The following is a 20,740-nucleotide window of genomic DNA, read 5'->3' as shown; positions in this document are numbered from 1 at the left end:
CTGTCACCGCTGTGTGGTGAGCCTGTGCCCCGTCTGTGAGTCCGTGCGGGAGCCGGTCCGGGAGCCCTCGTTCGGGGACTGAAGCGGGGCGAGGGGGAGCAGGACCTCGAAGCGGGTACGTCCCGGCGCGCTCCGTACGTCCACCTGTCCGCCGTGCGCTGACACGACGGCCTGGACGATGGCGAGCCCCAGGCCGGTGGAGCCGGCGGCCCGGGAGCGCGAGGCGTCGCCGCGGGCGAACCGTTCGAAGACGTGGGGGAGCAGGGCGGGCGGGATACCGGGCCCGTCGTCCTCGATCCGCAGCCGGACGGCGGATGTTTCACGTGAAACATGGGCGGTGACGGTGGTGCCGGGCGGGGTGTGCGTACGGGCGTTGGCGAGCAGGTTGACCAGGACCTGCTGGATCCGGGCCGGGTCGGCGAGGATCGGCGCGGGCTCGTCGGGGAGCTCGAGGCGCCAGTGGTGCGCGGGGCCGGCGGCCCGCGCGTCGCTGACGGCATCGACGACGAGCGGGGCGAGGTCGGTGTCGGTCGAGGAGAGCGGGCGGCCCGCGTCGAGCCGGGCGAGGAGCAGCAGGTCCTCGACGAGGCCGGTCATCCGGGTCGCCTCGGATTCGATGCGGCCCAGGGCGTGCCTGGTGTCGGGTCCGGGCTCTTCCCTTCCCCGGCGGGTGAGTTCAGCGTATCCGCGGATGGAGGCCAGGGGCGTCCGCAGTTCGTGGCTGGCGTCCGCGACGAACTGCCGGACCCGGGTCTCGCTCTGCTGGCGGGCCGTGAGCGCGGAGGAGACGTGCCCCAGCATCCGGTTGAGGGCCGCGCCGACCTGACCCACCTCGGTACGGGGGTCGGCCTCGGCGTCCGGAACCCGCTCGTGGAGGGCGGGTTCGCCGCTGTGCAGGGGCAGTTCGGAGACGCGGGTGGCGGTGGCAGCCACCCGGCGCAGCGGGCGCAGGGCGACCCCGACCAGGGCCTGCCCGGCGAGGGAGGCCGCGATCAGCCCGGCCACGGTGACGAAGACCTCCACCGCGATGAGCGTGCTCACGGTGGAGTCGACCTCGGCGAGCGGGAAGCCGAGGACCAGGCTCCCGTCGGGGGCGGTGAGCACCCGGTACGCGCCGAGCCCCGGCAGGTCCAGGTTCGTGGCGCCCGGCCGGCCCTGCTCGGCGGCGTTGCGGGCGGCTCGGGCCAGGGCCTCGGTCTGGGCTGCCGTCAGGTGCTGGATGTGGTCGTACCCGGGTCCGCCGACGGCGGCGCTGCGGGCCGTACTGGCGACCGTGCCGTCGGCGAGGAGTCGGATCCCGGCGGCCCCCAGCGGGGACCCGGGAGCCAGGACGAACTTGTCGTCCTTGTCCCGGAGCGCCTTCTCCCCGAGGGGCTTCCGGGTTCCCATCTCGACGGAGACCCTCAGCTGGTCGTCGAGCTTGTCGACCAGGTACGAGCGCAGCGCGAGGGTGGTGACGGTCCCGATGGCCGCGCCCACCACGGCGATCAGCGCCACCGCCGAGACGACGAGCCGGGACCGCAGGGACCAGGCACGGACGGGCCGGGGTCGCGGCAGGCGGAGTGCCACTACTCCGCCGGCTTGATCAGGTAGCCGGCGCCGCGCCGGGTGTGGATCATCGGCGGGTAGCCCGGGCCGCTCTCTAGTTTCCGCCGCAGGTAGGAGATGTACAGCTCGACCACGTTGGCCTGGCCGCCGAAGTCGTACGACCACACCCGGTCCAGGATCTGCGCCTTGCTGAGCACCCGCCGGGGGTTGCGCATCAGGTAGCGCAGCAGCTCGAACTCGGTGGCGGTCAGGTGGATCTCGCGGCCGCCGCGGGACACCTCGTGGCTGTCCTCGTCGAGCTGCAGATCGCCTACGGCCAGGACGGAGCCCCCGCGGGCGGCCTGCGCCGCGCCCGAGCGGCGGACCAGGCCGCGGAGCCGGGCCACGACCTCCTCCAGGCTGAACGGCTTGGTGACGTAGTCGTCGCCGCCCGCGGTGAGGCCCGCGATCCGGTCTTCGACGGAGTCCTTGGCGGTCAGGAAGAGCACCGGGAGCTGCGGGATCTCCCGGCGCAGCTGTCCGAGGACGGCGAGTCCGTCCATGTCGGGCAGCATGATGTCGAGGACGACGACGTCCGGCCGGAACTCCCGCGCGGCCCGCACCGCGCCGGCCCCGTCGCCCGCGCTGCGGACCTCGCAGCCCTCGTAGCGCAGGGCCATGGAGAGCAGCTCGGAGAGCGAGGCCTCGTCGTCGACGACGAGCACCCGGCAGGGGCCGCCGTCGGGCCGGACGAGGGCCGTGGGGTTGCTGGTGGACGTGGACGCGTGGGAAGTGGTCGTCGCAGTCATGCGACCACGCTGACCGCGGCCTCTGAGAGCGTTCTTGTCCCTACCTGTGAATTTCCTGAGAACTGCACAGCCTGAGAACTTCACCGCCTGAGAACTTCACCGCCTGAGAGCTGCACAGCTTGAGAGCTGCACAGCTTGAGAGCTGCACAGCCTGAGAGCTGCAGGGCCCAAGAAGCTCTCGGAGGCCCGCTCAGACCAGCCGGAACAGCCGGGCGCCGTTGTCGTGACAGACCGCGCGCAGCCAGTCGTCACCGAGGCCGAGCCGTTCCAGGGCCTCGAGCTGGTGCTCGTACGGGTAGGGGATGTTCGGGAAGTCGGTGCCGAGCAGGATCCGGTCGCCGAGGTCCGCGAGCCGCCCGAGCTCTCCCCGCGGGAACCCGTGCAACCGCTCGGAGAAGTCGGTGAAGGCCATGGTGGTGTCCAGGCACACCGCGGCGTACCGGTCGGCGAGGTCCAGGAAGTCGGCGTACTCGGGCATGCCCATGTGCGCGATGATCAGCGGCAGCCGGGGGTGCCGGGCCAGCAGCCGGGCGATCGGCTCGGGTCCGGTGTACTTGGCCGCGACGGGTCCCGACCCGCAGTGGATCACGGTCGGGATGTCCGCCTCGGCGAGCAGTCCCCAGACCGGGTCGAGCCGGTCGTCGTTCGGGTCGTACCCGCCGACCTGGAGGTGCGCCTTGAAGACCCGGGCCCCGGCCGCGACGGCCTGCCGGACGTACGCCTCGGCGCCCTCCTCCGGGAAGAAGGTCGCGGTGTGCAGGCAGTCGGGGGTCCGGGCCGCGAAGTCCGCGGACCAGGAGTTGAGCCAGGCGGCCATCGCCGGCTTGTGCGGGTAGAGCATGGAGGTGAACGCCCGGACCCCGAACTCCCGCAAGAGCGCGACCCGCTGCTCCTCCTCGTGCCGGTAGGTGATGGGCCACTCGACACCGGTCAGCGGTCCGACCGCGTCGAAGTAGTCCCACACCTTCTCCAGGACCCGCTCGGGCATGAAGTGGGTGTGGACGTCCACCAGTCCGGGCAGCCCGAGCCGCTCCCGGAAGGCCCGGACCGCGTCAGCCGTTGCGGGCAAAGCCGTGGCTCCGCTCGACGGTCGCGACGTGCAGGGTGTAGCTCTCGTACCAGTCGTTGCGGCCCTGCTTCATGGCCGCCTGGTGTTCCAGGTCCTGTCGCCACACGGTCAGGGACTCGTGGTCGCGGAAGTAGGCGACGGTGATGCCGAGGCCGCCGGGCGTGCGGGCGGACTCGTAGCCGAGGAAGCCCGGGTTCGCGCTCACGATCTCTTTCATCCGGTCGAGCGTTTCCGGGTAGCCGGTGTCGTCAGGGGTGCGGGTATTGCTGAAAACCGCCATCACGTACGGCGGTTCGAAGGCAGGTACGGGCTGGATGCTCATGCCCTCCACCCTCTGCGGCGGCCCCCCGGCATGTCCATCGGAAAGGGGCCCGGGAGCCCAAAGGGATCCAAGTTTTGACCTTGGACGCCACGCCGGCGCCCGGGCCGGGCCCGCCGGTCAGAACAGCCCGTCCTGCCCGCCGGGGGCGGCGAGCGGCGGCAGCTCGGCGACCGGTACCGCAGTCGTGCCGTCTTCGGCCGGGGCGACGAGCTCCCAGCCGGCGAGCAGCCGGGAGTCGACCACGAGCCCGTCGGCGAGGTGCAGATCGGGACCGGCCGCACCGACGAGCCGGCCCACCACGGCCCCGCCGGCGACCATTCCGGTGACCACCCGCGTGGGAGCGGGCAGCCCGTCCAGCCCGAACGGCCCGGCGTGGTCGACGGTTTCGCACACCATCTGCTCCAGTGACTCCGGCCAGCCCGGCAGGGCCGCGGCCCGGGCGTGCAGCTCGGCCACCTCCCGGGCCCGGTCGGCCGCCGCCGGCAGGTGGCCCCGTACGGAGCGCTTGCGGGCGTACGCGATCCGGTCCGGCACCCCCAGGGCGGCCCGCAGCAGCTCCTCGGTGCGGCGGGCGGCCATCAGCGGACCCCGGCCCAGCCAGGTCCAGGTCACCGCCCCCTGCTCCAGCAGCCGGGCCGGACCGCGCTCCTCGGCGGTGATGCCGACCTTGACCAGGCCGGGCCCGAACCAGGCCAGGTAGACGCGATAGGTGCGCGGATCGGCGGCGTTGGTGTCGGCGGCCACCGAGAACGACCGGTCCAGGCGGGCGCATTCGGGGCACTGGGCGTTCCCGGCCCGGCCGGGCACCGTGGCGGCCGTGGGGCACGGGGTCCGCTTCCCGGCCCGCCGCACGCCGAGGCAGTGCCGCTCCCCGCGGGCCGCGAAGGCCAAGGGCTGCCCGTACGTGAGCAGGCTGCTGCGCTCCCCGCGCCCCTCGGCGCACCAGCCGATGGCGGGGCGGCCGTCGTTCCACCGGATCCCGGTGCACCGCCAGGTCACAGCGGGAGCGGACGCTCGAAGAAGGTCTCGAGCGCGACGGTGGCGTGCGTACCGCTGACGCCGTCGATGGCGTAGAGGCGGCGCAGGACGTCCTGCAGCTGCCCGGTCGTGGCGGTGCGCACCTTCACCAGGACGGACGCGCTCCCCGCGATGATGTGCGCCTCCTGGATCTCGGCGATCGCCTCGAAGGCCGCCTTCGAGTCCCCCATCCAGGCGTTGGAGTCGACCATCACGTAGGCGAGCACCCCGCTCCCGACGGCCGCGGGGTCCACCTCGACCGTCGTGCGCCGGATGACCCCGCGCTCGCGCAGCTTGCGCACGCGCTCGTGGGTGGCCCCGGCCGAGAGCCCGACGGCGGCGCCGAGGGCGGCGTACGACTGGCTCGCGTCCTGCTGCAAGCGCAGGACGAGCGCCCGGTCGATGTCGTCCACGCGATCTTCCTCCCACATCCCCTGGAATCCCTGGGGCCGACGGTACCGGATCCTGCAATGCCTGTACGAGACCGAATCGAATTCGGCGGCGAGCTCCCCTTGCGGAAGAATGTCCCCATAACCGGGCCCCGAAGCATCTGCGAACATCACTTCCGGCGGCCCGTGGACCACCCGCCTCGGCCCCGGCGGTGCTACCGCGCGACGAACTGCGTCAGGATCGCCTGCACCTCGTAGATGTCCACACCCTTGGTGAACGTCTTCTCGATCGGCGCCGCGCTGCCGGAGAGCCAGATCTTGAGCTCGGCGTCGAGGTCGAAGTGACCGGCCGTCTCCACGGAGAAGTGCGTGATGCTCCGGTAGGGGATGGAGTGGTACTCCACCTTCTTTCCGGTGAGCCCCTGCTTGTCGACGAGCACGAGCCGCCGGTCGGTGAACAGGATCGTGTCCCGGATCAACAGGTACGCGGCGTGCACCTGCTCCCCCTGCCCGAGCAGCCGCGCGTAGTCCCGCTGCGCCGACGACGGATCGACCGTGTGCGCGTTCCCGAACAGCCCCATGGAGTCCCCCTCTTCCGGTTCCGAACCCTTCCGAACCGTCTCCGAGGACCGTATCCAGGCCCCGCCCGCCGGTCGTCCCCCACGGGATCGATCTCCGACCCGGAGAACCCCCGGGTCCCCCTCCCCACCAAGGAGGACCCCCGCACACGCACCGGACACCACCAACAGACCCCGGACAACGCAAGAGGCCCCCCGGCGAACCGGGGGGCCTCTTCGGCTGTGCACTCGGCAGGATTCGAACCTGCAACCTTCTGATCCGTAGTCAGATGCTCTATCCGTTAAGCTACGAGTGCTTGGGCTTCCCGGGGTTTTGCGCCCCGTTGGCCTTGCGAGAACAACAATACATGGACCTCGGCGGGACGCGAAATCCATTAGCCAAACCTGCTCTGACCTGCGAAAACGCTCCTGACGGAGATCATCCGGAGGGGTTCGCACAGATGTCGGGGCGGGGTTGGGGCGCCGGCGGTCCTGGCCGGAAGCCGCCGACGCAAGCCCCCGGACGCACCCACCGCGAACGCACCGAAGCCCCGGTCCGTCAGGACCGGGGCTTCGGCAGGTGCGGAGGCGGAGGGATTTGAACCCTCGATGGGCTTTAAGACCCAAACCGCATTAGCAGTGCGGCGCCATAGACCGGACTAGGCGACGCCTCCAGCACACCCCCGCGTACGAGGGTGCGTGCAGATGATGACACAGCCACAGGGCCGCTCACCAATCCGCTCCCACGGTACAAGGACAGCCGCCACCAGAGCAAAGCCTTAAGCACCCGGCACGCCCCACCCGCACGCATGCACGCACGGACGCGCCACCGCCGGTACGCAACGTCGGCGGGCGCACGTCGTTGGTCAGGCGTACGACGTACGGACGACCTGGAGTGCCCCATGCTGCGTCTCGCCGCCTTCGCCGTCACCTCCGCCCTGGCCGCCACGGCGGCCACGGCCGCCGGGCCGCTGCCTCCGCTGGCGCCGCTGGCCCGGCTGCTGGCGGCGCCCGACCGCCTCACCATCGCCGTGTCCGCCACCGGCAACCCGCGGGCGGACGGCGAGTACCTGCTCGAGTGCAACCCCGTCGGCGGAAACCACCCCGAGGCCGAACGGGCCTGCGCCCGCCTCGACGACCTCGCGAAGCAGGGCAAAGACCCCTTCGCGCCTCCGGCCAAGCGGCAGATCTGCACCATGCAGGACGGCGGTCCGGCCACCGCGCACGTCACCGGAACATGGCAAGGCCACAAGGTGGACGCCACGTTCCGGCGGACCAACGGATGCGAGATCGCCCGGTGGAACGACCTGGAACCTGTGCTTCCGGGTGGGCGCTCCTGACCTGGGAGGATGCGAAGGATGCACGGTATCCACCGAACATCCGCCACCTCGGGCCGGGGCCGTGCCCTTAGACTCCTCCCGTGACATGCCGGTAGTTGTGGTCAGGGAGGAAGCTCGTCGTGAGCAGCAGGCCATCCCGAGGCGCTGCTCGCCTCGCAGCAATACTCGACGCTCTTCCGGACGCGCTGTTGCTCGTCAACGCCAACGGCACGGTCGTCAACGCGAATTCGATCGCCCTCGAGGTCATGGAGAGCCCCGGCACCGGGCTCGTCGGCCGCGGCGTGCTGGACCTCCTCCCCGAGTTCGACTCCAAGCTGATCCCCGGCTCCATGCGCCGGCCCGGCGAGGACGAGGGCGGCCGGGCCAGGCCCAAGCGGATGGTCGCGCGCCGCACCGACGGCACCGAGTTCCCCGTCGAGGTCACCGCCGCCCATCTCGACGGCCGCGACGCCTACCGCGAGCCTCAGCCGTACACGGGTGACGAGCTGCTGATGCTCGTCGTACGCGACCTCTCCGAGACCGTGGACACCGAGGCCGAGCTGGCCCGCTCCCAGCGGCAGACCGAGATGATCCTTCGGGCCGCCGCCGAGGGCGTCGTCGGCACGGACACCGACGGGCGGGTCGTCCTCGTCAACCCGGCCGCCGCGCAGATCCTCGGGTACCGCGCCACCGACCTCGGCAACCGCGAGCTGCACGGGCTGATCCAGCACTCGCGCGCCGACGGCTCGCCCTTCCCGTTCGAGGAGTCCCCGCTCGCCGACACCCTGCGCAGCGGACGCAAGCACCGGGTGCGCGGCCAGGTGCTGTGGAACAAGGCCGGGCAGCCGGTCTCCGTCGACCTGACGACCTCGCCCGTACGGGACGGGGACCTGCTCGTCGGCGCCGTCATGACGTTCACGGACCGGCGGCCCTACGACGCCCTGGCCGCGCGGCACGCACAGCTGCTGGCGGTCCTCGGCGAGTCCCTGCGCGGGCCGCTGGAGGAGCTGCGCGGGGAGCTGGCCACTCTGGCCGCCGACGACGCGGGACAGCTCTGGCCCGAAGCCAACCAGCTGCTGCACCACCTGGCCGCCGGGTACTCCCGGATGACCGCGCTGGTCGACAACGTGCTCGGCTTCCAGCGCCTCGACGCGGGCACCGAGAAGCTCAAGAAGAAGAAGGTCCTGATCGACGGGGTGGTCGCGGACGGCATCGACGGCGCGGTCGAGCTGATCGGCCCGGGCCGCGTGCAGTTCGCCGTGCACGCCCCGACCATCGAGGCCGAGGTGGACGCCGAGCGGATCGCCGGCGCCCTCGCGCACCTGGTCGCGGACGTCGCCGGGGTCGACGCCACCGGCAAGACCCGCCAGGGCAGCGGGTACAGCGACTCGACGATCGTGGTGGCCGCCGCTCAGCGGGGTGACGTCGTACGGATCGAGGTGCGCGGGCCGTACGAGGGCGGGAACCCGGTGCACGAGCCGATCGTGCGGGGCATCGTGACCGCGCACGGGGGCGTGCTGCAGACGGTGGAGGTGCCGGGCGCGCCCGGCGGTGCGTACGTGCTGGAGCTGCCGCTGGGCGCGGGAGCCGGCACGGTGACGCTGCCGGACCCGGAACCGGAGCCCGCGAAGGAGCCGCCGGCCGAGGCCCCGGGCAAGGGCCCCGCCGGGCGGCGCGCCCGGCGCGGTGTGGACGCGTTCCTGGAGGACGCGGCCGACGAGGCGAAGGCGAACGGCGTCGGCGGGAGTGCGCTGGCCCTGCCGTCCGGGCGGCGGCGGGCGGGCGAGGCAGGTGCCGTCGACGCCGCGAGCCCCGAGCTCGCGCAATCCCCGGTGAACCCGGCGGGGCTGGGCACCGGGCGCCGGCGCGGCCGGGACGGCGACGGAAGCGGAACCGGCGGCGGCGAGGGCGGCGTTCAGGTCGGCCCCGGCGGCCGGCCCGTGCCCCCGCAGGGCACCGCCATGCCCGCACTCCCACCCGTGCCTCAGGTGTCTGCCGGTCCCGGTGTGACCCCGGTGCCGCAGGGCTTGGCCTCGCCGGTGCCCCCGGGTGCGGGCTCGCCGGTGGCGCCCGTGCCGCCGGTGCCTGCCGTGCCGCCGGTTCCGGTGACCGAGCATCCCGCCGGACGCCGGCGGGCGCTGGGGCCCGCGGCCGCGCCGCAGCCCGGCGGTCCCGTGCCCGCGACGGGGCTCGGGCCGGTTCAGGCCGCCCCGCAGACCCCCGCTCGGCCCATCGCCCCCGAGGGCGGCTTCGCGCTGCCCGCCGGACCGACCCCGCCGCCGGCTCCCGCGCCGGCTCAGGGTGCGGTCCCGGCTCCGGCTGCCGCGCAGACCCCCGCCATGGCCGGTCCGGCCCCCGCTCCCGGCGAGACCGAGGGCGAGACCCCGGCCGGGCGGCGCGGGCGACGGGTACTCGGCGCGCCCGGTGCCGAGCCCGCGGCTCCCGCCGCGCAGCCGGCCGCGGGCGCGGAGGAACCCGTAACCCCGACCGGGCGGCGGCGGGCGCTGCCCGCCACTCCGGCCTGGCCGGTTCCGGCGGCGAGGACCGCTCCCGAGGACGAGGAGGCCGCCGGCCAGGCTGCCGTGCCCGGTGCCCGGCAGCCTCAGGACTCCCCGGCGGAGGCCGCGCAGCCGATCAGCGTGCGCGCCCTCGGCACCCTCGGCCAGGGCATCTCCGTCGACTCCGGAAGCACCAACGGCGCAGGCACCACGGGCGGCTCCGGTCGTCGTCGCCGGCTCGCCGAGCCCGCGCCCCAGGGCCGGGCGTTCGCGATAGGAGCCCCCGAGGCGGGTGCCGACGAGGGCCCCGAGCCGCTGGACGGGCCCGGCGGCGCCGTCGAGGTGGTCAACCGGCCCGTACCGCTGCCGGTGGACGACGAGCTGCCTCCGGAGCCCCTGGACAACCCGCGCCGCCTCCTGGTGTGGCCGGCGCCCGATGTACAGACCCAGCAGGCGCTCAGCGACCGCGGCTACCGCCCGGTGATCGTGCACTCCCGCGAGGAGGTGGACGCGCAGATCGCCGCGTTCCCCGCCGCGCTGTTCGTGGATCCGCTGACCGGGCCGATCACCCGGACCGCCCTGCAGTCCCTGCGCCAGGCCGCGGTGGCCGCGGAGGTGCCCGTACTGGTCACGGCCGGATTGGGGCACGCCACGCGCGAGGCGGCGTACGGGGCCGACCCGGCCGTCCTCCTCAAGGCGCTCGCGCCGCGCGACAGCGAGCAGCACCCTTCCCGGGTCCTGCTGATCGAGGAGCACGACGAGATCGCGACCGCGCTCACGGCCGCCCTGGAACGGCGCGGCCTCCAGGTCGCCCGGGCGGGCGCGGACACCGACGCGGTGGAGCTGGCGACGCGGATGCGGCCCAACCTGGTGGTCATGGACCTGATGCAGGTCCGGCGCCGGAGGGCCGGGATCGTGGACTGGCTGCGTGCCAACGGGCAGCTCAACCGGACGCCGCTGGTCGTCTACACGACCACGGGGATCGACCCGGCCGAACTGCCGCGGCTGGCCTCCGGGGAGAGCGTGCTCTTCCTCGCCGAGCGGTCCACCACGGCGGACGTCCAGGGCCGCATCGTGGACCTGCTGGCCAAGATCGGTACGAACTAGCCATCCTGGCCCGATGGCCATCATCGACACGAGCGAGCACACCGTCCCCGCCGACAACGGGGAGGTGAACCTCCTCATCGCCCGGCAGGTGGAGCCGGGCCACGAGGAGACGTTCGAGGCCTGGGCCCACGGCATCCTGGAGACTGCTGCGACCTTCCCTGGGCACCTGGGGTACGGGTTGTTCCGTCCGGCGGCGGACGGGGGGCCGTGGTTCCTGGTCCACCGCTTCCGGGACCAGGCGGCCTTCCAGCGGTGGCAGGACTCCGCCGAGCGGGCCCAGTGGTTCTCCAACTGCCTGGGCCACCACCACACCGAGATAGCCCGGCGCGAACTGCACGGCATGGAGACCTGGTTCGCGAAACCGGGCACGACCCGGCCCGCGCCGCCGCGGTGGAAGATGGCGATCAGCTCGGGGCTGGCCATCTTCCCGATCTCGCTCGCGGGCAACGCGGTGCTCGGGCCGTACCTGGTGAACCTGCACTTCGTCCTGCGGACGGCGGCCTTCGCCGTCGTCTTCAGCACGCTGATGACCTACCTGGCGATGCCCGCCGTCAGCAGGCTGCTGCGGCCCTGGCTGACGAAGGCCGGCCAGGGCTGAGCAGGTACCGCGCGCGTTTCAGTCGAGCCTGGTGACGTCCAGCTCGCCGTCCGCGTACTGCTTGCGTATGACCTTCTTGTCGAACTTGCCGACGCTGGTCTTCGGCACGGCCGCGACGATCGCCCAGCGCTCGGGCAGCTGCCACTTGGCGATGGACTGGCCGAGGAAGACGCGCAGCCCCGCGTAGTCCACGGTCGCGCCCTCCTTGAGGACGACGGTGGCCAGCGGTCGCTCGCCCCACTTGTCGTCGGGTACGGCGACGACCGCCGCCTCGGCGACCTCGGGGTGCGCCATCAGCGCGTTCTCCAGCTCGACGCTGGAGATCCACTCGCCGCCGGACTTGATGACGTCCTTGGCGCGGTCGGTCAGCGTGAGGTACCCGTCGGGGCTGATCACGCCGACGTCACCCGTCTTGAGCCAGCCGTCCGCGCTGAACTTGTCCTCGGGGCGCAGCGGTTCGCCGGAGGCGCCGCCGTAGTAGGCGCCCGCGATCCAGGTGCCGCGCACCTCGAGCTCGCCCGCCGACTCGCCGTCCCAGGGCAGGATGTCGCCCCCGGGCCCCACCAGGCGCGGCTCGACGCCCGCCGGGAAGCGGCCCTGGGTGATCCGGTACGGCCACTCCTCCTCGGCGCTCAGGCCGGCCGGAGGGTGCGCCATGGTGCCGAGCGGGGAGGTCTCGGTCATGCCCCAGGCGTGGCAGAGGCGGACGCCGAGCTTGTCGTAGGCCTCCATCAGCGAGGGCGGACAGGCCGCGCCGCCGATGGTGACCTGCTTCATGGAGGTGAGGTCGCGCGGGTTGGCGGTGACCTCGGCGAGCAGGCCCTGCCAGATGGTGGGGACGGCCGCGGCGTGCGAGGGCTTCTCCCGCTCGATCATCTCGGCGAGCGGGGCGGGCTGCAGGAACCGGTCCGGCATCAGCATGTTGATGCCGGTCATGAAGGTTGCGTGGGGCAGGCCCCAGGCGTTCACGTGGAACTGCGGGACGACGACGAGGCTGGTGTCCTTGTCGGTCAGAGCCATCGACTCGGCCATGTTGACCTGCATGGAGTGCAGGTAGATCGAGCGGTGGGAGTAGATGACGCCCTTGGGGTCGCCGGTGGTGCCCGAGGTGTAGCACATGGCGGCGGCCTGACGCTCGTCCAGCTCCGGCCAGTCGTAGCTGTCGGGACGCCCCGCGAGGAGCTCCTCGTACTCGTGGACCCGTACGTCCAGCCCGTCGAGCGCGGAGCGGTCGCCGATTCCGGAGACCACCACGTGCTCGATGGTGGGCAGGTGCGGCAGCAGCGGTGCGAGCAGCGGTAGCAGGGTCCCGTTGACCAGGACGACCCGGTCGGCCGCGTGGTTGACGATGAAGACCAGCTGCTCGGGAGGCAGTCGCAGGTTGAGGGTGTGGAGGACGGCGCCCATGGAGGGGATCGCGAAGTACGCCTCGACATGCTCCGCGTTGTTCCACATCAGGGTGGCCACCCGGTCGTCCTGCTGGACGCCCAGCTCGTCGCGCAGGGCGTTGGCGAGGCGGGTGGCGCGGGTACCGATCTCGGCGAAGCTGCGGCGGTGCGGCTCGGCCTCCCCGGTCCAGGTCGTGACCTGGGATTTACCGTGGATCGTCATCCCGTGCTGGAGTATGCGGGTGACGAGGAGCGGTACGTCCTGCATGGTGCTCAGCAAAGCGTCCTCCCGGTGAGCGCTGCGGCGCTGCGGCGGCTACGGATGCCGTCGATTCTGCGCACGTACCGGTCGGCATGTCACTACCCGGGGGTACAAACGCGGCAAGTAATCGCTGTTCGGGTGCTTGCGTTGGCATCGTGCACAGGCGGGGGGCGGGCTCGCGGTGCATCGCGCACAGGGCCGGGGCGCCGTGACTGTTTCACGTGAAACATCCTGGGTTGTTTCACGTGAAACGTCGGCCGGTTCAAACGTCGGCCGTTCAGCGGACCGGGGTGAGCTCCGGATCCTCGCGGAGCTTGACCAGGGCGCGCGAGACGGCGCTCTTGACCGTGCCGATCGACACCCCGAGCAGCTCGGCGGTCTGTGCCTCGCTCAGGTCCTCGTAGTAGCGCAGGACGACCATCGCGCGCTGCCGGTCGGGCAGCCGGGTCACCGCGCGCCACATCGCGTCGCGCAGCGCCTGCGCCTCGGCGGGGTCCGATGCCGGTGTGTCCTCGGTCTCCGGGAGCTCGTCGCAGGCGAACTCGTCGACCTTGCGCTTGCGCCACTGGGAGGTACGGGTGTTGACCAGGGCCCGCCGGACGTATCCGTCGAGGGCGCGATGGTCCTCGATGCGGTCCCAGGCGACGTACGTCTTGGCGAGGGCCGTCTGCAGCAGGTCCTCGGCATCGCACGGGTTGGCGGTGAGCGAGCGTGCGGTGCGCATCAGGACCGTGCCGCGGGTCCGGACGTACGCCGAGAACGACGGGTACGGCGTCGGGTTCGAGGCGAGCGTGCACACAGGCGTGGTCATGGCTCCACGCTAGAAGCGCGGCCCCGGCCTGGGATCGGCCGCAAGTGCCGAAGCCGGATCCATCTCAGGTTGTAGGGGTGGGGCTCACCCCACCTCCTGAAGGTGGAGGAGGCGGGGTGAGCCGCGGGCGCCCGGGGGCGGGCCCGAAGACCGCCCCGTGTGTCCGGCCTCAGCCGTCGGCGCCGAGGATCAGTCCGGACGTCGGGACCCCGGTACCGGCCGTGACCAGGGCACGGGCGGCTCCGGCCACCTGGTTGACGGAGGTGCCGCGCAGCTGGCGGACGGCCTCGGCGATGCCGTTCATGCCGTGCAGGTACGCCTCCCCGAGCTGTCCGCCGTGGGTATTGAGCGGCAGGGCGTCCGCGGCCACGAAGTCGGCGGCCTCGCCGGGCTTGCAGAAGCCGAACTCCTCCAGCTGCATCAGGACGAAGGGGGTGAAGTGGTCGTAGAGGATGCCGACGTCGATGTCCGAGGGCCGCAGTCCGCTGGTCCGCCACAGCTGGCGGGCGACCACGTCCATCTCCGGCAGCCCGGTGAGGTCGTCGCGGTAGAAGGAGGTCATGCCTTCCTGGCGGCGGCCGGCGCCCTGCGCGGCCGCGGTGATCACGGCGGGGGCATGGCGCAGATCCCGGGCCCGCTCGGTGCTGGTGACGATCAGCGCCTGGCCGCCGTCGGTCTCCTGGCAGCAGTCCAGCAGCCGCAGCGGTTCGACGATCCAGCGCGAGGCCGCGTGGTCGGCGAGGGTGATGGGCTTGCCGTGGAAGTACGCGGCCGGGTTGTTCGCGGCGTGCCGCCGGTCGGTGACCGCGACATGGCCGAAGGCCTCGGGGGTCAGGTTGTAGGCGTGCAGATAGCGCTGGGCGGTCATGGCCACCCAGGAGGCCGGGGTGAGCAGCCCCCAGGGCAGCGACCAGCCGAGCGCCGCCCCCTCCGCCGAGGGCTCGCGCTGCTGCACGCCAGAGCCGAAGCGCCGGCCGGAGCGCTCGTTGAAGGCGCGGTAGCAGACCACGACCTCCGCGACCCCGGTGGCGACGGCGAGGGCGGCCTGCTGGACGGTGGCGCAAGCCGCGCCGCCGCCGTAGTGGATGCGGGAGAAGAAGGAGAGGTCCCCGATGCCGGCGGCCTGGGCCACGGTGATCTCGGGGCTGGTGTCCATGGTGAACGTGACCATGCCGTCGACGTCGGCGGGGGTCAGCCCGGCGTCGTCGAGAGCGGCGTGCACGGCCTCCACGGCGAGCCGCAGCTCGCTGCGGCCGGAGTCCTTGGAGAACTCGGTCGCGCCGATGCCGGCGATGGCGGCGCGCCCGCCGAGAGTGTCGCGGTGCCGGACGCTCATGCCGCCACCTCCGCGGTGACCGTGCCGGTGACGTGGTGGCCGATGCCGTTGGCGCCGACGACCCGGATCTCCACGGTGTTCCCGTCGACGGCGGCCACGGTGCCGGTCAGGACCATGGTGTCGCCGGGGAAGTTGGGGGCGCCGAGGCGGATGGCCACCTTGCGCAGGACGGCTCCCGGTCCGAGGCGGTCGGTGATGTACCGGCCTACCAGGCCGTTGGTGGTCAGGATGTTCATGAAGATGTCCGGGGAGCCCTTCTCGCGCGCGAGCAAGGCGTCGTGGTGCACGTCCTGGTAGTCGCGGGAGGCGATCGCGCCCGCGACGATCAGCGTGCGGGTCACCGGGATCTCCAGCGGCGCCAGTGTGTCGCCGACGTTCATGCGCGGTCCCCCTCGGGTGTGGCGTGGTCGGACAGGAGCGCGCCCAGTTCGGCCAGCAGCTCGCTGCCGCAGCCCAGGTACGCGTCCAGCTGGCGCCCCCACAGGAAGTGCCGGTGGACGGGATGGTCCAGGTCGGCGCCCATCCCGCCGTGCAGGTGCTGGCCCGCGTGCACGACCCGCTTGCCCGCTTCCGAGGCCCACCAGGCCGCGGTCAGGGCGTGCTCGCGCGCAGGAAGCCCCTCGTCGATCCGCCAGGCGGCCTCGTACGCGGTGACCCGGATCGCCTCCGTGTCCATGTACGCGTCGGCCGCGCGCAGCATGACCCCCTGGTTCGTGGAGAGCGGCCGGCCGAACTGCTCGCGGGTGGAGGTGTACTCGACCGCGCGGGCCAGGGAACCCGCGCACACGCCCGCCTGGAGCCCGGCGAAGGCGGTGCGGGCCGTGGCCAGGACCTCCTCGTAGGCCCCGCCGTCCCCCAGCCGTTCCGCCTCGGCCCCGGCCAGGGTGAGCCGTCCCGCCGACCAGGGGGCGGTGGTCTCCACGTCGGCCGTCCCCACGCCGGGCGCGTCCGTCCGTACGAGCCACAGCGCCCGGTCGGCGTCCGGGACCAGCACGTGCGTGGCGTCGCGCAGCCAGGGCACGACGGGTGCGGTCCCGGTCAGCCGCCCGTCCCGCGAGGCGTTGACGCGTCCGCGGGCCGGGAAGGCTCCGGTGGCCACCGCCTCGCCCGAGCCCAGGGCCGGCAGCAGCCGGGCGCGCTGTTCGGCGCTGCCGTGCGCGGCGACGGGCAGGATCCCGTACACGCAGGTGGCGGCGTACGGGACCTGCGCGGTGGTGCGTCCCTGCTCCTCCAGCAGCAGCACCAGGCCGAGCAGGCCGACGTCCTCCACGGCGGCGGTCAGCCCGGCGGCGGTGAGGGCCTTCCACAGTTCGGCGTCGCCGGCGGTGCCGGCGGCGGCGAGGCGTTCGTGGGTGGCGAGGTCGCGGAAGATCCGGGCGGCGAGTCCGGCCGCCGCTGCCTGTTCTTCGGTGGGGTGGAAGTCCATCAGCCCTCGCTCCCTCGGAAGACCGGCAGTTCCAGGTCCTCGTCGACCTGCAGGAACTCCAGCTCCACGGGCAGCCCGATGCGCACCTTGTCGTACGGGACGCCGGTGATGTTGCTGACCATCCGGACGCCCTCGGCGAGTTCGACGAGGGCTACCGCGTACGGAGGGTCGAACGCGGGGAAGGGCGGGTGGTGCATGACGACGTAGCTGAACACCGTGCCGGCGCCGGAAGCCTCGACGGTGTCCCAGTCCAGGCTCGCGCACGCGTTGCAGCCGGGCAGCCACGGGAAGCGGAGGGTCGCGCAGGAGGTGCAGCGCTGGATCAGCAGCTTGTGGTCCGCGACCCCGTCCCAGAACCCTTGGTTGTCGCGGTTCACGACCGGGCGGGGGCGCCGGGCCGCGGGCTTCTTCCCGCGCGGGGCGGCGGGTGCGTACTTGAGGATCCGGAAGCGGTGGGTCCCGGCGAGTTCGCCGTCCGCCCGGACGTCCATGCGGGTGGTCACGAAGTGGCCGGTGCCCAGCTTGGTCGTCTTGCGCGGGGACACCGACTCGATGACGGCGTCGTAGCTGATCGTGTCGCCGGGGCGCAGCGGACGCAGGTACTCCTGCTCGCAGTCGGTGGCCACCACGGAGGTGCAGCCCGCGTCGTCGAGCAGCCCGAGGAGCTCGTCGTAGGCGGACGAGCGGTCGCCGTGGCCGGAGAGCCCGCCCATCGTCCAGGCCTGGAGCATGGTGGGCGGGGCGATGGCGTCGGGGCCGGTGTAGGCGGGGTCGGTGTCGCCCATCGCCTCGCACCAGTGCCGGATCATGGGCAGGTTGACCGGGTCCTTGCCCTGGCGAGCGGTGGCTGCGGGCTGTCCCTCGAAGGCCTTGAGCAGCGTGTGGAACCGGGCGGCCTCCTCGGCGCCCGCCCCCGCATCCGCTGCCTGGTCCGCCGTGGCGGTCATCGCTTCCTCCCCTTCATGCCGAGCCGCATCATGGCGACGATCTCCCGCTGGACCTCGCTGACGCCGCCGCCGAAGGTGTTGATCTGGGCGGCCCGGTTCATCCGCTCCAGCTCGCCGCCGGCGAAGGCGGCAGGCCCCCGTACGAGCGCCTCCTCGCCCACCACCTCCTGGCACATCCGGTACACCTCGACGGTGGACTCGGTGCCGAGGAACTTCACGCCGCTGGCGTCGCCGGGGGCCAGGGCCCCGCTGCCCACGTCCTGGACGAGGCGCCAGTTGAGGAGGCGTACGGCGGCCAGCCGGGCATGTGCCTCGGCGAGCCGGGACTGCACCCAGGGCCGGTCGGCGGGGCGTTCACCGGTGACCGGATCGGGGGTACGGGCGTGGCGGAGCGCGCCCGCGTAGAAGTCCTCGGCCTGCATGCCGATGGCGGCGAGGGCCACGCGCTCGTGGTTCAGCTGGTTGGTGATCAGTCCCCAGCCGCCGTGCTCGGGGCCGACGAGGTTGCCGGCGGGCACGCGGAGGGCGTCGTAATAGGTGGACGTGGTCGTGAGGCCGCCGACCGTGTCGATCGGGGTCCACGCGAAGCCCGGGGCGTCGGTGGGCACCAGGATGATCGAGATGCCCTTGTGCTTGGGGGCGTCGGGATCGGTGCGGCAGGCCAGCCAGATCCAGTCCGCGTTCTGGGCGTTGGAGGTGAAGATCTTCTGACCGTCGACGACCCAGTCGGCTCCGTCGCGTACGGCGCGGGTACGCAGTGAGGCGAGGTCCGTGCCGGCCTCGGGCTCCGAGTAGCCGATGGCGAAGACGGTCTCACCGCCCAGGATCCGGGGCAGGAAGTAGTCCTTCTGCTCCGGGGTCCCGTACTTCATCAGGGTCGGCCCGACGGTGTTGAGGGTGACCATCGAGACGGGGGCGCCGGCCCGGTAGGCCTCGTCGAAGAACACGAACTGCTCCTCGGGTCCGCGCCCTTGGCCGCCGTACTCGACGGGCCAGCCGAGGCCGAGCAGTCCGTCGGCGCCGATGCGGCGCAGCAGTGCACGCTGGGCGGCAGGGTCCTCGGGGGGCCCGTCGGGCAGCAGATCGTGGAAGTACTCCCGCAGTTCGGCGCGGAGCCGCAACTGGCCTTCGGTCGGGGCGAGGTGCACGGCGCAGGCCTCCCGGCATCACATCATCGAGTGAACCTGACTGTCCGTCAGATTCCCTGCCGATGTCAAGGTCGGGAGAGCCCGGAAGGAGCCGGGCCGGCCGGCACCCGGACGCGCGGGGGCGCCCGCCCCACCGGACCCCAGCCGGTCCGGTGACACAGGCGCCCTCAGCAGTCAGAGGACCCGGGCAGGTCTACCACCAGGGGTGGAAGTTGACCGCGACGTTGGAGTTGGCCTGGTGGATCGCCGTGAAGGCCGATCCGTTGACCTGCGCATTGTTGTTCTGGTTGGAAGCACCGGAGCCGGTGGCGACCTGCTGGGAGGTGGACGAGTTGCCGTGGTTGTCACCGCCGACACCGCTGCCGATGATGCTGGCGACGCTCGCATTCGATCCGTCGTTCGCGAAGGAGCCGTTGTCGGCCGAGGCCACACCGCCGAAGAGGGCGACGGTGAGGGGGAGAGCGGCGACAGCGGCGAAGACGCGGGCGGTGCGGATGCTTGCCATGTCTGAATCCTCCAGAAAACCGAAGTGGGGGTCACTCCAAGGCAGTTGGCCGGCCGCCTCGGTCGTTCCGCGTGCTGACGACGTCGCGAGACCAGAGTTGCCCACCGAATCCCCGGCGAACCACCCCGGAGTCCACGATTCCCCCGCAAGTATGAGCAACATCGGATAAACCCCATTCGGCTACCGACGCCGCAGGTCAGCGCCTCGGAGGAGGTTGAAACCGCTGCCATTCATGAGCTGAAACGTTCCCTCAAACTCATGTGCGCCGGACATGCCGAAAAGGGCCGCGTCGTCCGGGAACCCCACCGTCTCCCGGGCCTGCGGCCCTGCAATGCCAAGCTTCGCGCCCCCTGCGCGCCCCCGGCGCCCGCCGGGGCCGTCCCACCGTGCCCCGCTCCGGGGGCACATCTCCGGCGCGATCCGCGGTCGCGACCTGCCGACCGGGCTCGAGCGCCTGCTGGTGTTGGTGTTGCTGCCGTTGCTGTGCTTCCGTACGGGCGCTACGCGGCCAGCCCGAGTTCATCGCGACCGGCTCCGGAGGTCCCCCCGGCGAGCGACTCGGCGGTGGTCGAGCGGCGGACGGACGGGGCCTTGCCGTGCGCCTCGGCGCGGATCCGCTGCTTGATGGTCGGCGGGAGCGAGCCGCCCCGCATCATCGCCCGCCAGCTCCGTCGCCCCATCGGCCGGCCCGGCCGGCGTACGGCGGCGGCCGCACGGCGGGAAGGAGCGGGGGCGGGGGTCGCGGTCGCACCGGAGGCGGCGGCCGGGGCCACCTCGGCGCCGAACCCGAGGGAGGCGAGGAGCGCCACGAGAGCAGCGACGACTGCGGTCCAGATCGACGTGACGGTGATGCGGTGGGCCATGACGGGGTCCTTCGTTTCGCGATGTTCCGACGGGCGGATCTGCATACATTCGTCATGATGTGTTCGCAACCGCAGTGTCCCCACCACGCGCGCCGATCTTCCGACAAACACCACTCAAAAGGCCTAGCGCCTACCGTGACGGCATGGACACCTCCCTACAGCTCCTGCCCTGGACGGAAGACGACTTCTGGCTTCTGCTGCGCAAGAACGAGCCCGTCATGACCGAACATCTCGGCGGCCCGGAGACCGAAGCCAAGCTCGAGGACCGCCATCAGCGGTATCTGGCGCTGAGCGCGCGCGAGCCGGCGGCCGGGCGGGTGTTCCGGGTCGTCGCCGAGGGCCAGAGCGTGGGCACGATCGCCTTCTGGGAGCGCACATGGAAGGACGAGGAGGTCTACGAGAGCGGTTGGGGCATCCTCCCCGAGTTCCAGGGCCGCGGCCTCGCCGCGCAAGCGGCCCGCGCTGTCATCGCCCACGCGGCCGCGCACGGCACGCGCCGACACCTCCATGCCTTCCCGTCCGTCGAACACCGGGCATCCAACGCCGTCTGTCGCGCGGCGGGCTTCGTACTGCTCGGAGAGACCCGGTTCGAGTACCCGCCCGGTCAGTGGCACACGAGCAACGACTGGCGGGCCGTGCTGGCGGGGTGAGACGGGCTCCATGACGAAGGGGCGCCCCTGATGTGGGGCGCCCCTTCCGGCCCGCGGCTACGCGGACCTGGTGCGGTGGGTGTGGGATTTGAACCCACGGTGACTCGCGCCACGACGGTTTTCAAGACCGTTCCCTTAGGCCGCTCGGGCAACCCACCTGGCCGGTACAGAGTACCGGCAGGTGGGGGGCGG

Annotated in this window: 20 protein-coding genes and 3 tRNA genes; 4 read left to right on the top strand and 19 right to left on the bottom strand. The window is 72.4% G+C overall.

Annotated elements, in window-relative coordinates; genetic code table 11:
• Positions 1–3: 3 nt before the first annotated feature.
• The 9 genes from ACZ49B_RS16245 to ACZ49B_RS16205 form a co-directional block, all read right to left on the bottom strand.
• The gene (locus ACZ49B_RS16245) at positions 4–1,569 is read right to left on the bottom strand and encodes a sensor histidine kinase (protein ID WP_468305868.1); all 1,566 of its coding nucleotides are present in this window, start codon (positions 1,567–1,569) and stop codon (positions 4–6) included.
• Positions 1,569–2,336, bottom strand: a complete 768-nt coding sequence (locus ACZ49B_RS16240) for a response regulator transcription factor (RefSeq protein ID WP_053785396.1) — start codon at positions 2,334–2,336, stop codon at positions 1,569–1,571. The genes ACZ49B_RS16245 and ACZ49B_RS16240 overlap by 1 nt, the downstream gene beginning before the upstream one ends.
• A gap of 190 nt (positions 2,337–2,526) precedes the next feature.
• Positions 2,527–3,405 (bottom strand): amidohydrolase family protein, encoded by an 879-nt coding sequence (locus ACZ49B_RS16235; protein WP_468305866.1) that lies wholly within the window; start codon positions 3,403–3,405, stop codon positions 2,527–2,529.
• Positions 3,389–3,727, bottom strand: a complete 339-nt coding sequence (locus ACZ49B_RS16230; RefSeq protein WP_468305864.1) for an antibiotic biosynthesis monooxygenase family protein — start codon at positions 3,725–3,727, stop codon at positions 3,389–3,391. The genes ACZ49B_RS16235 and ACZ49B_RS16230 overlap by 17 nt, the downstream gene beginning before the upstream one ends.
• 117 nt (positions 3,728–3,844) lie before the next feature.
• Positions 3,845–4,726, bottom strand: a complete 882-nt coding sequence (locus tag ACZ49B_RS16225; RefSeq protein ID WP_468305861.1) for a DUF2797 domain-containing protein — start codon at positions 4,724–4,726, stop codon at positions 3,845–3,847.
• Positions 4,723–5,157, bottom strand: coding sequence for an Lrp/AsnC family transcriptional regulator (locus tag ACZ49B_RS16220; protein WP_468305859.1), 435 nt, complete (start codon positions 5,155–5,157; stop codon positions 4,723–4,725). The genes ACZ49B_RS16225 and ACZ49B_RS16220 overlap by 4 nt, the downstream gene beginning before the upstream one ends.
• Positions 5,158–5,348: 191 nt before the next feature.
• Entirely contained in the window at positions 5,349–5,714 is a 366-nt protein-coding gene (locus tag ACZ49B_RS16215; protein ID WP_030292447.1) for a PH domain-containing protein, read from the bottom strand.
• 220 nt (positions 5,715–5,934) lie between these two features.
• Positions 5,935–6,007, bottom strand: a tRNA-Arg gene (locus ACZ49B_RS16210).
• Between the two features lie 266 nt (positions 6,008–6,273).
• Positions 6,274–6,364: transfer RNA gene (locus ACZ49B_RS16205), tRNA-Ser, on the bottom strand.
• Between the two features lie 228 nt (positions 6,365–6,592).
• Here ACZ49B_RS16205 and ACZ49B_RS16200 point away from each other — a divergent pair.
• The 3 genes from ACZ49B_RS16200 (at position 6,593) to ACZ49B_RS16190 (ending at position 11,212) form a co-directional block, all read left to right on the top strand.
• Positions 6,593–7,030: an SSI family serine proteinase inhibitor gene (locus tag ACZ49B_RS16200; RefSeq protein WP_468305857.1), complete on the top strand. Its 438-nt coding sequence runs from the start codon at positions 6,593–6,595 to the stop codon at positions 7,028–7,030.
• Between the two features lie 119 nt (positions 7,031–7,149).
• A complete protein-coding gene (locus ACZ49B_RS16195; protein ID WP_468305854.1) occupies positions 7,150–10,614 on the top strand; it encodes a response regulator in 3,465 nt (1,154 codons plus the stop codon).
• A gap of 13 nt (positions 10,615–10,627) precedes the next feature.
• Positions 10,628–11,212: an antibiotic biosynthesis monooxygenase gene (locus tag ACZ49B_RS16190; protein ID WP_468305851.1), complete on the top strand. Its 585-nt coding sequence runs from the start codon at positions 10,628–10,630 to the stop codon at positions 11,210–11,212.
• Positions 11,213–11,230: 18 nt separating this feature from the next.
• Here ACZ49B_RS16190 and ACZ49B_RS16185 read toward each other — a convergent pair whose 3' ends face one another.
• From ACZ49B_RS16185 to ACZ49B_RS16145, 9 genes are all read right to left on the bottom strand, one after another.
• Positions 11,231–12,880: a long-chain fatty acid--CoA ligase gene (locus ACZ49B_RS16185; protein WP_468305850.1), complete on the bottom strand. Its 1,650-nt coding sequence runs from the start codon at positions 12,878–12,880 to the stop codon at positions 11,231–11,233.
• 259 nt (positions 12,881–13,139) lie between these two features.
• Entirely contained in the window at positions 13,140–13,673 is a 534-nt protein-coding gene (locus ACZ49B_RS16180; RefSeq protein WP_468305848.1) for a SigE family RNA polymerase sigma factor, read from the bottom strand.
• Positions 13,674–13,842: 169 nt separating this feature from the next.
• On the bottom strand, positions 13,843–15,009 hold the full coding sequence (locus ACZ49B_RS16175; protein ID WP_468305847.1) for a lipid-transfer protein: 1,167 nt from the start codon (positions 15,007–15,009) through the stop codon (positions 13,843–13,845).
• Entirely contained in the window at positions 15,006–15,389 is a 384-nt protein-coding gene (locus tag ACZ49B_RS16170) for a MaoC family dehydratase (protein WP_468305845.1), read from the bottom strand. Before ACZ49B_RS16170 ends, ACZ49B_RS16175 begins: the two co-directional genes overlap by 4 nt.
• Positions 15,386–16,435 carry an acyl-CoA dehydrogenase family protein gene (locus tag ACZ49B_RS16165; RefSeq protein WP_468305843.1) on the bottom strand — a complete coding sequence of 350 codons (1,050 nt, stop codon included), beginning with the start codon at positions 16,433–16,435 and terminating at the stop codon, positions 15,386–15,388. Before ACZ49B_RS16165 ends, ACZ49B_RS16170 begins: the two co-directional genes overlap by 4 nt.
• Positions 16,435–17,382 carry a bifunctional MaoC family dehydratase N-terminal/OB-fold nucleic acid binding domain-containing protein gene (locus tag ACZ49B_RS16160; protein WP_468305842.1) on the bottom strand — a complete coding sequence of 316 codons (948 nt, stop codon included), beginning with the start codon at positions 17,380–17,382 and terminating at the stop codon, positions 16,435–16,437. Before ACZ49B_RS16160 ends, ACZ49B_RS16165 begins: the two co-directional genes overlap by 1 nt.
• The gene (locus ACZ49B_RS16155) at positions 17,379–18,530 is read right to left on the bottom strand and encodes an acyl-CoA dehydrogenase family protein (protein ID WP_468305841.1); all 1,152 of its coding nucleotides are present in this window, start codon (positions 18,528–18,530) and stop codon (positions 17,379–17,381) included. The genes ACZ49B_RS16160 and ACZ49B_RS16155 overlap by 4 nt, the downstream gene beginning before the upstream one ends.
• Positions 18,531–18,723: 193 nt before the next feature.
• Complete coding sequence (locus ACZ49B_RS16150; protein ID WP_468305839.1) at positions 18,724–19,035, bottom strand: hypothetical protein; 312 nt, start codon at positions 19,033–19,035, stop codon at positions 18,724–18,726.
• Between the two features lie 500 nt (positions 19,036–19,535).
• Positions 19,536–19,898: a DUF6344 domain-containing protein gene (locus tag ACZ49B_RS16145; RefSeq protein WP_468305838.1), complete on the bottom strand. Its 363-nt coding sequence runs from the start codon at positions 19,896–19,898 to the stop codon at positions 19,536–19,538.
• Positions 19,899–20,041: 143 nt separating this feature from the next.
• Here ACZ49B_RS16145 and ACZ49B_RS16140 point away from each other — a divergent pair, with 143 nt between their 5' ends.
• Positions 20,042–20,548 (top strand): GNAT family N-acetyltransferase, encoded by a 507-nt coding sequence (locus tag ACZ49B_RS16140; RefSeq protein ID WP_468305837.1) that lies wholly within the window; start codon positions 20,042–20,044, stop codon positions 20,546–20,548.
• Between the two features lie 73 nt (positions 20,549–20,621).
• On the opposite strand, the gene ACZ49B_RS16135 is transcribed toward ACZ49B_RS16140, so the two are convergent.
• Positions 20,622–20,706, bottom strand: a tRNA-Ser gene (locus ACZ49B_RS16135).
• Positions 20,707–20,740 lie beyond the last annotated feature (34 nt).

It is taken from the genome of Streptomyces sp. NPDC031132, from assembly GCF_055570595.1.
This window is presented reverse-complemented; position numbering and strand designations above follow the sequence as displayed.

Coding starts and splice junctions, on each gene's coding strand:
- ACZ49B_RS16240 (WP_053785396.1), bottom strand. CDS start 2,336: ATGACTGCGACGACCACTTCCCACGCGTCCACGTCCACCAGCAACCCC.
- ACZ49B_RS16175 (WP_468305847.1), bottom strand. CDS start 15,009: ATGAGCGTCCGGCACCGCGACACTCTCGGCGGGCGCGCCGCCATCGCC.
- ACZ49B_RS16200 (WP_468305857.1), top strand. CDS start 6,593: ATGCTGCGTCTCGCCGCCTTCGCCGTCACCTCCGCCCTGGCCGCCACG.
- ACZ49B_RS16145 (WP_468305838.1), bottom strand. CDS start 19,898: ATGGCCCACCGCATCACCGTCACGTCGATCTGGACCGCAGTCGTCGCT.
- ACZ49B_RS16150 (WP_468305839.1), bottom strand. CDS start 19,035: ATGGCAAGCATCCGCACCGCCCGCGTCTTCGCCGCTGTCGCCGCTCTC.
- ACZ49B_RS16165 (WP_468305843.1), bottom strand. CDS start 16,435: ATGGACTTCCACCCCACCGAAGAACAGGCAGCGGCGGCCGGACTCGCC.
- ACZ49B_RS16180 (WP_468305848.1), bottom strand. CDS start 13,673: ATGACCACGCCTGTGTGCACGCTCGCCTCGAACCCGACGCCGTACCCG.
- ACZ49B_RS16160 (WP_468305842.1), bottom strand. CDS start 17,382: ATGACCGCCACGGCGGACCAGGCAGCGGATGCGGGGGCGGGCGCCGAG.
- ACZ49B_RS16215 (WP_030292447.1), bottom strand. CDS start 5,714: ATGGGGCTGTTCGGGAACGCGCACACGGTCGATCCGTCGTCGGCGCAG.
- ACZ49B_RS16140 (WP_468305837.1), top strand. CDS start 20,042: ATGGACACCTCCCTACAGCTCCTGCCCTGGACGGAAGACGACTTCTGG.
- ACZ49B_RS16230 (WP_468305864.1), bottom strand. CDS start 3,727: ATGAGCATCCAGCCCGTACCTGCCTTCGAACCGCCGTACGTGATGGCG.
- ACZ49B_RS16190 (WP_468305851.1), top strand. CDS start 10,628: ATGGCCATCATCGACACGAGCGAGCACACCGTCCCCGCCGACAACGGG.
- ACZ49B_RS16170 (WP_468305845.1), bottom strand. CDS start 15,389: ATGAACGTCGGCGACACACTGGCGCCGCTGGAGATCCCGGTGACCCGC.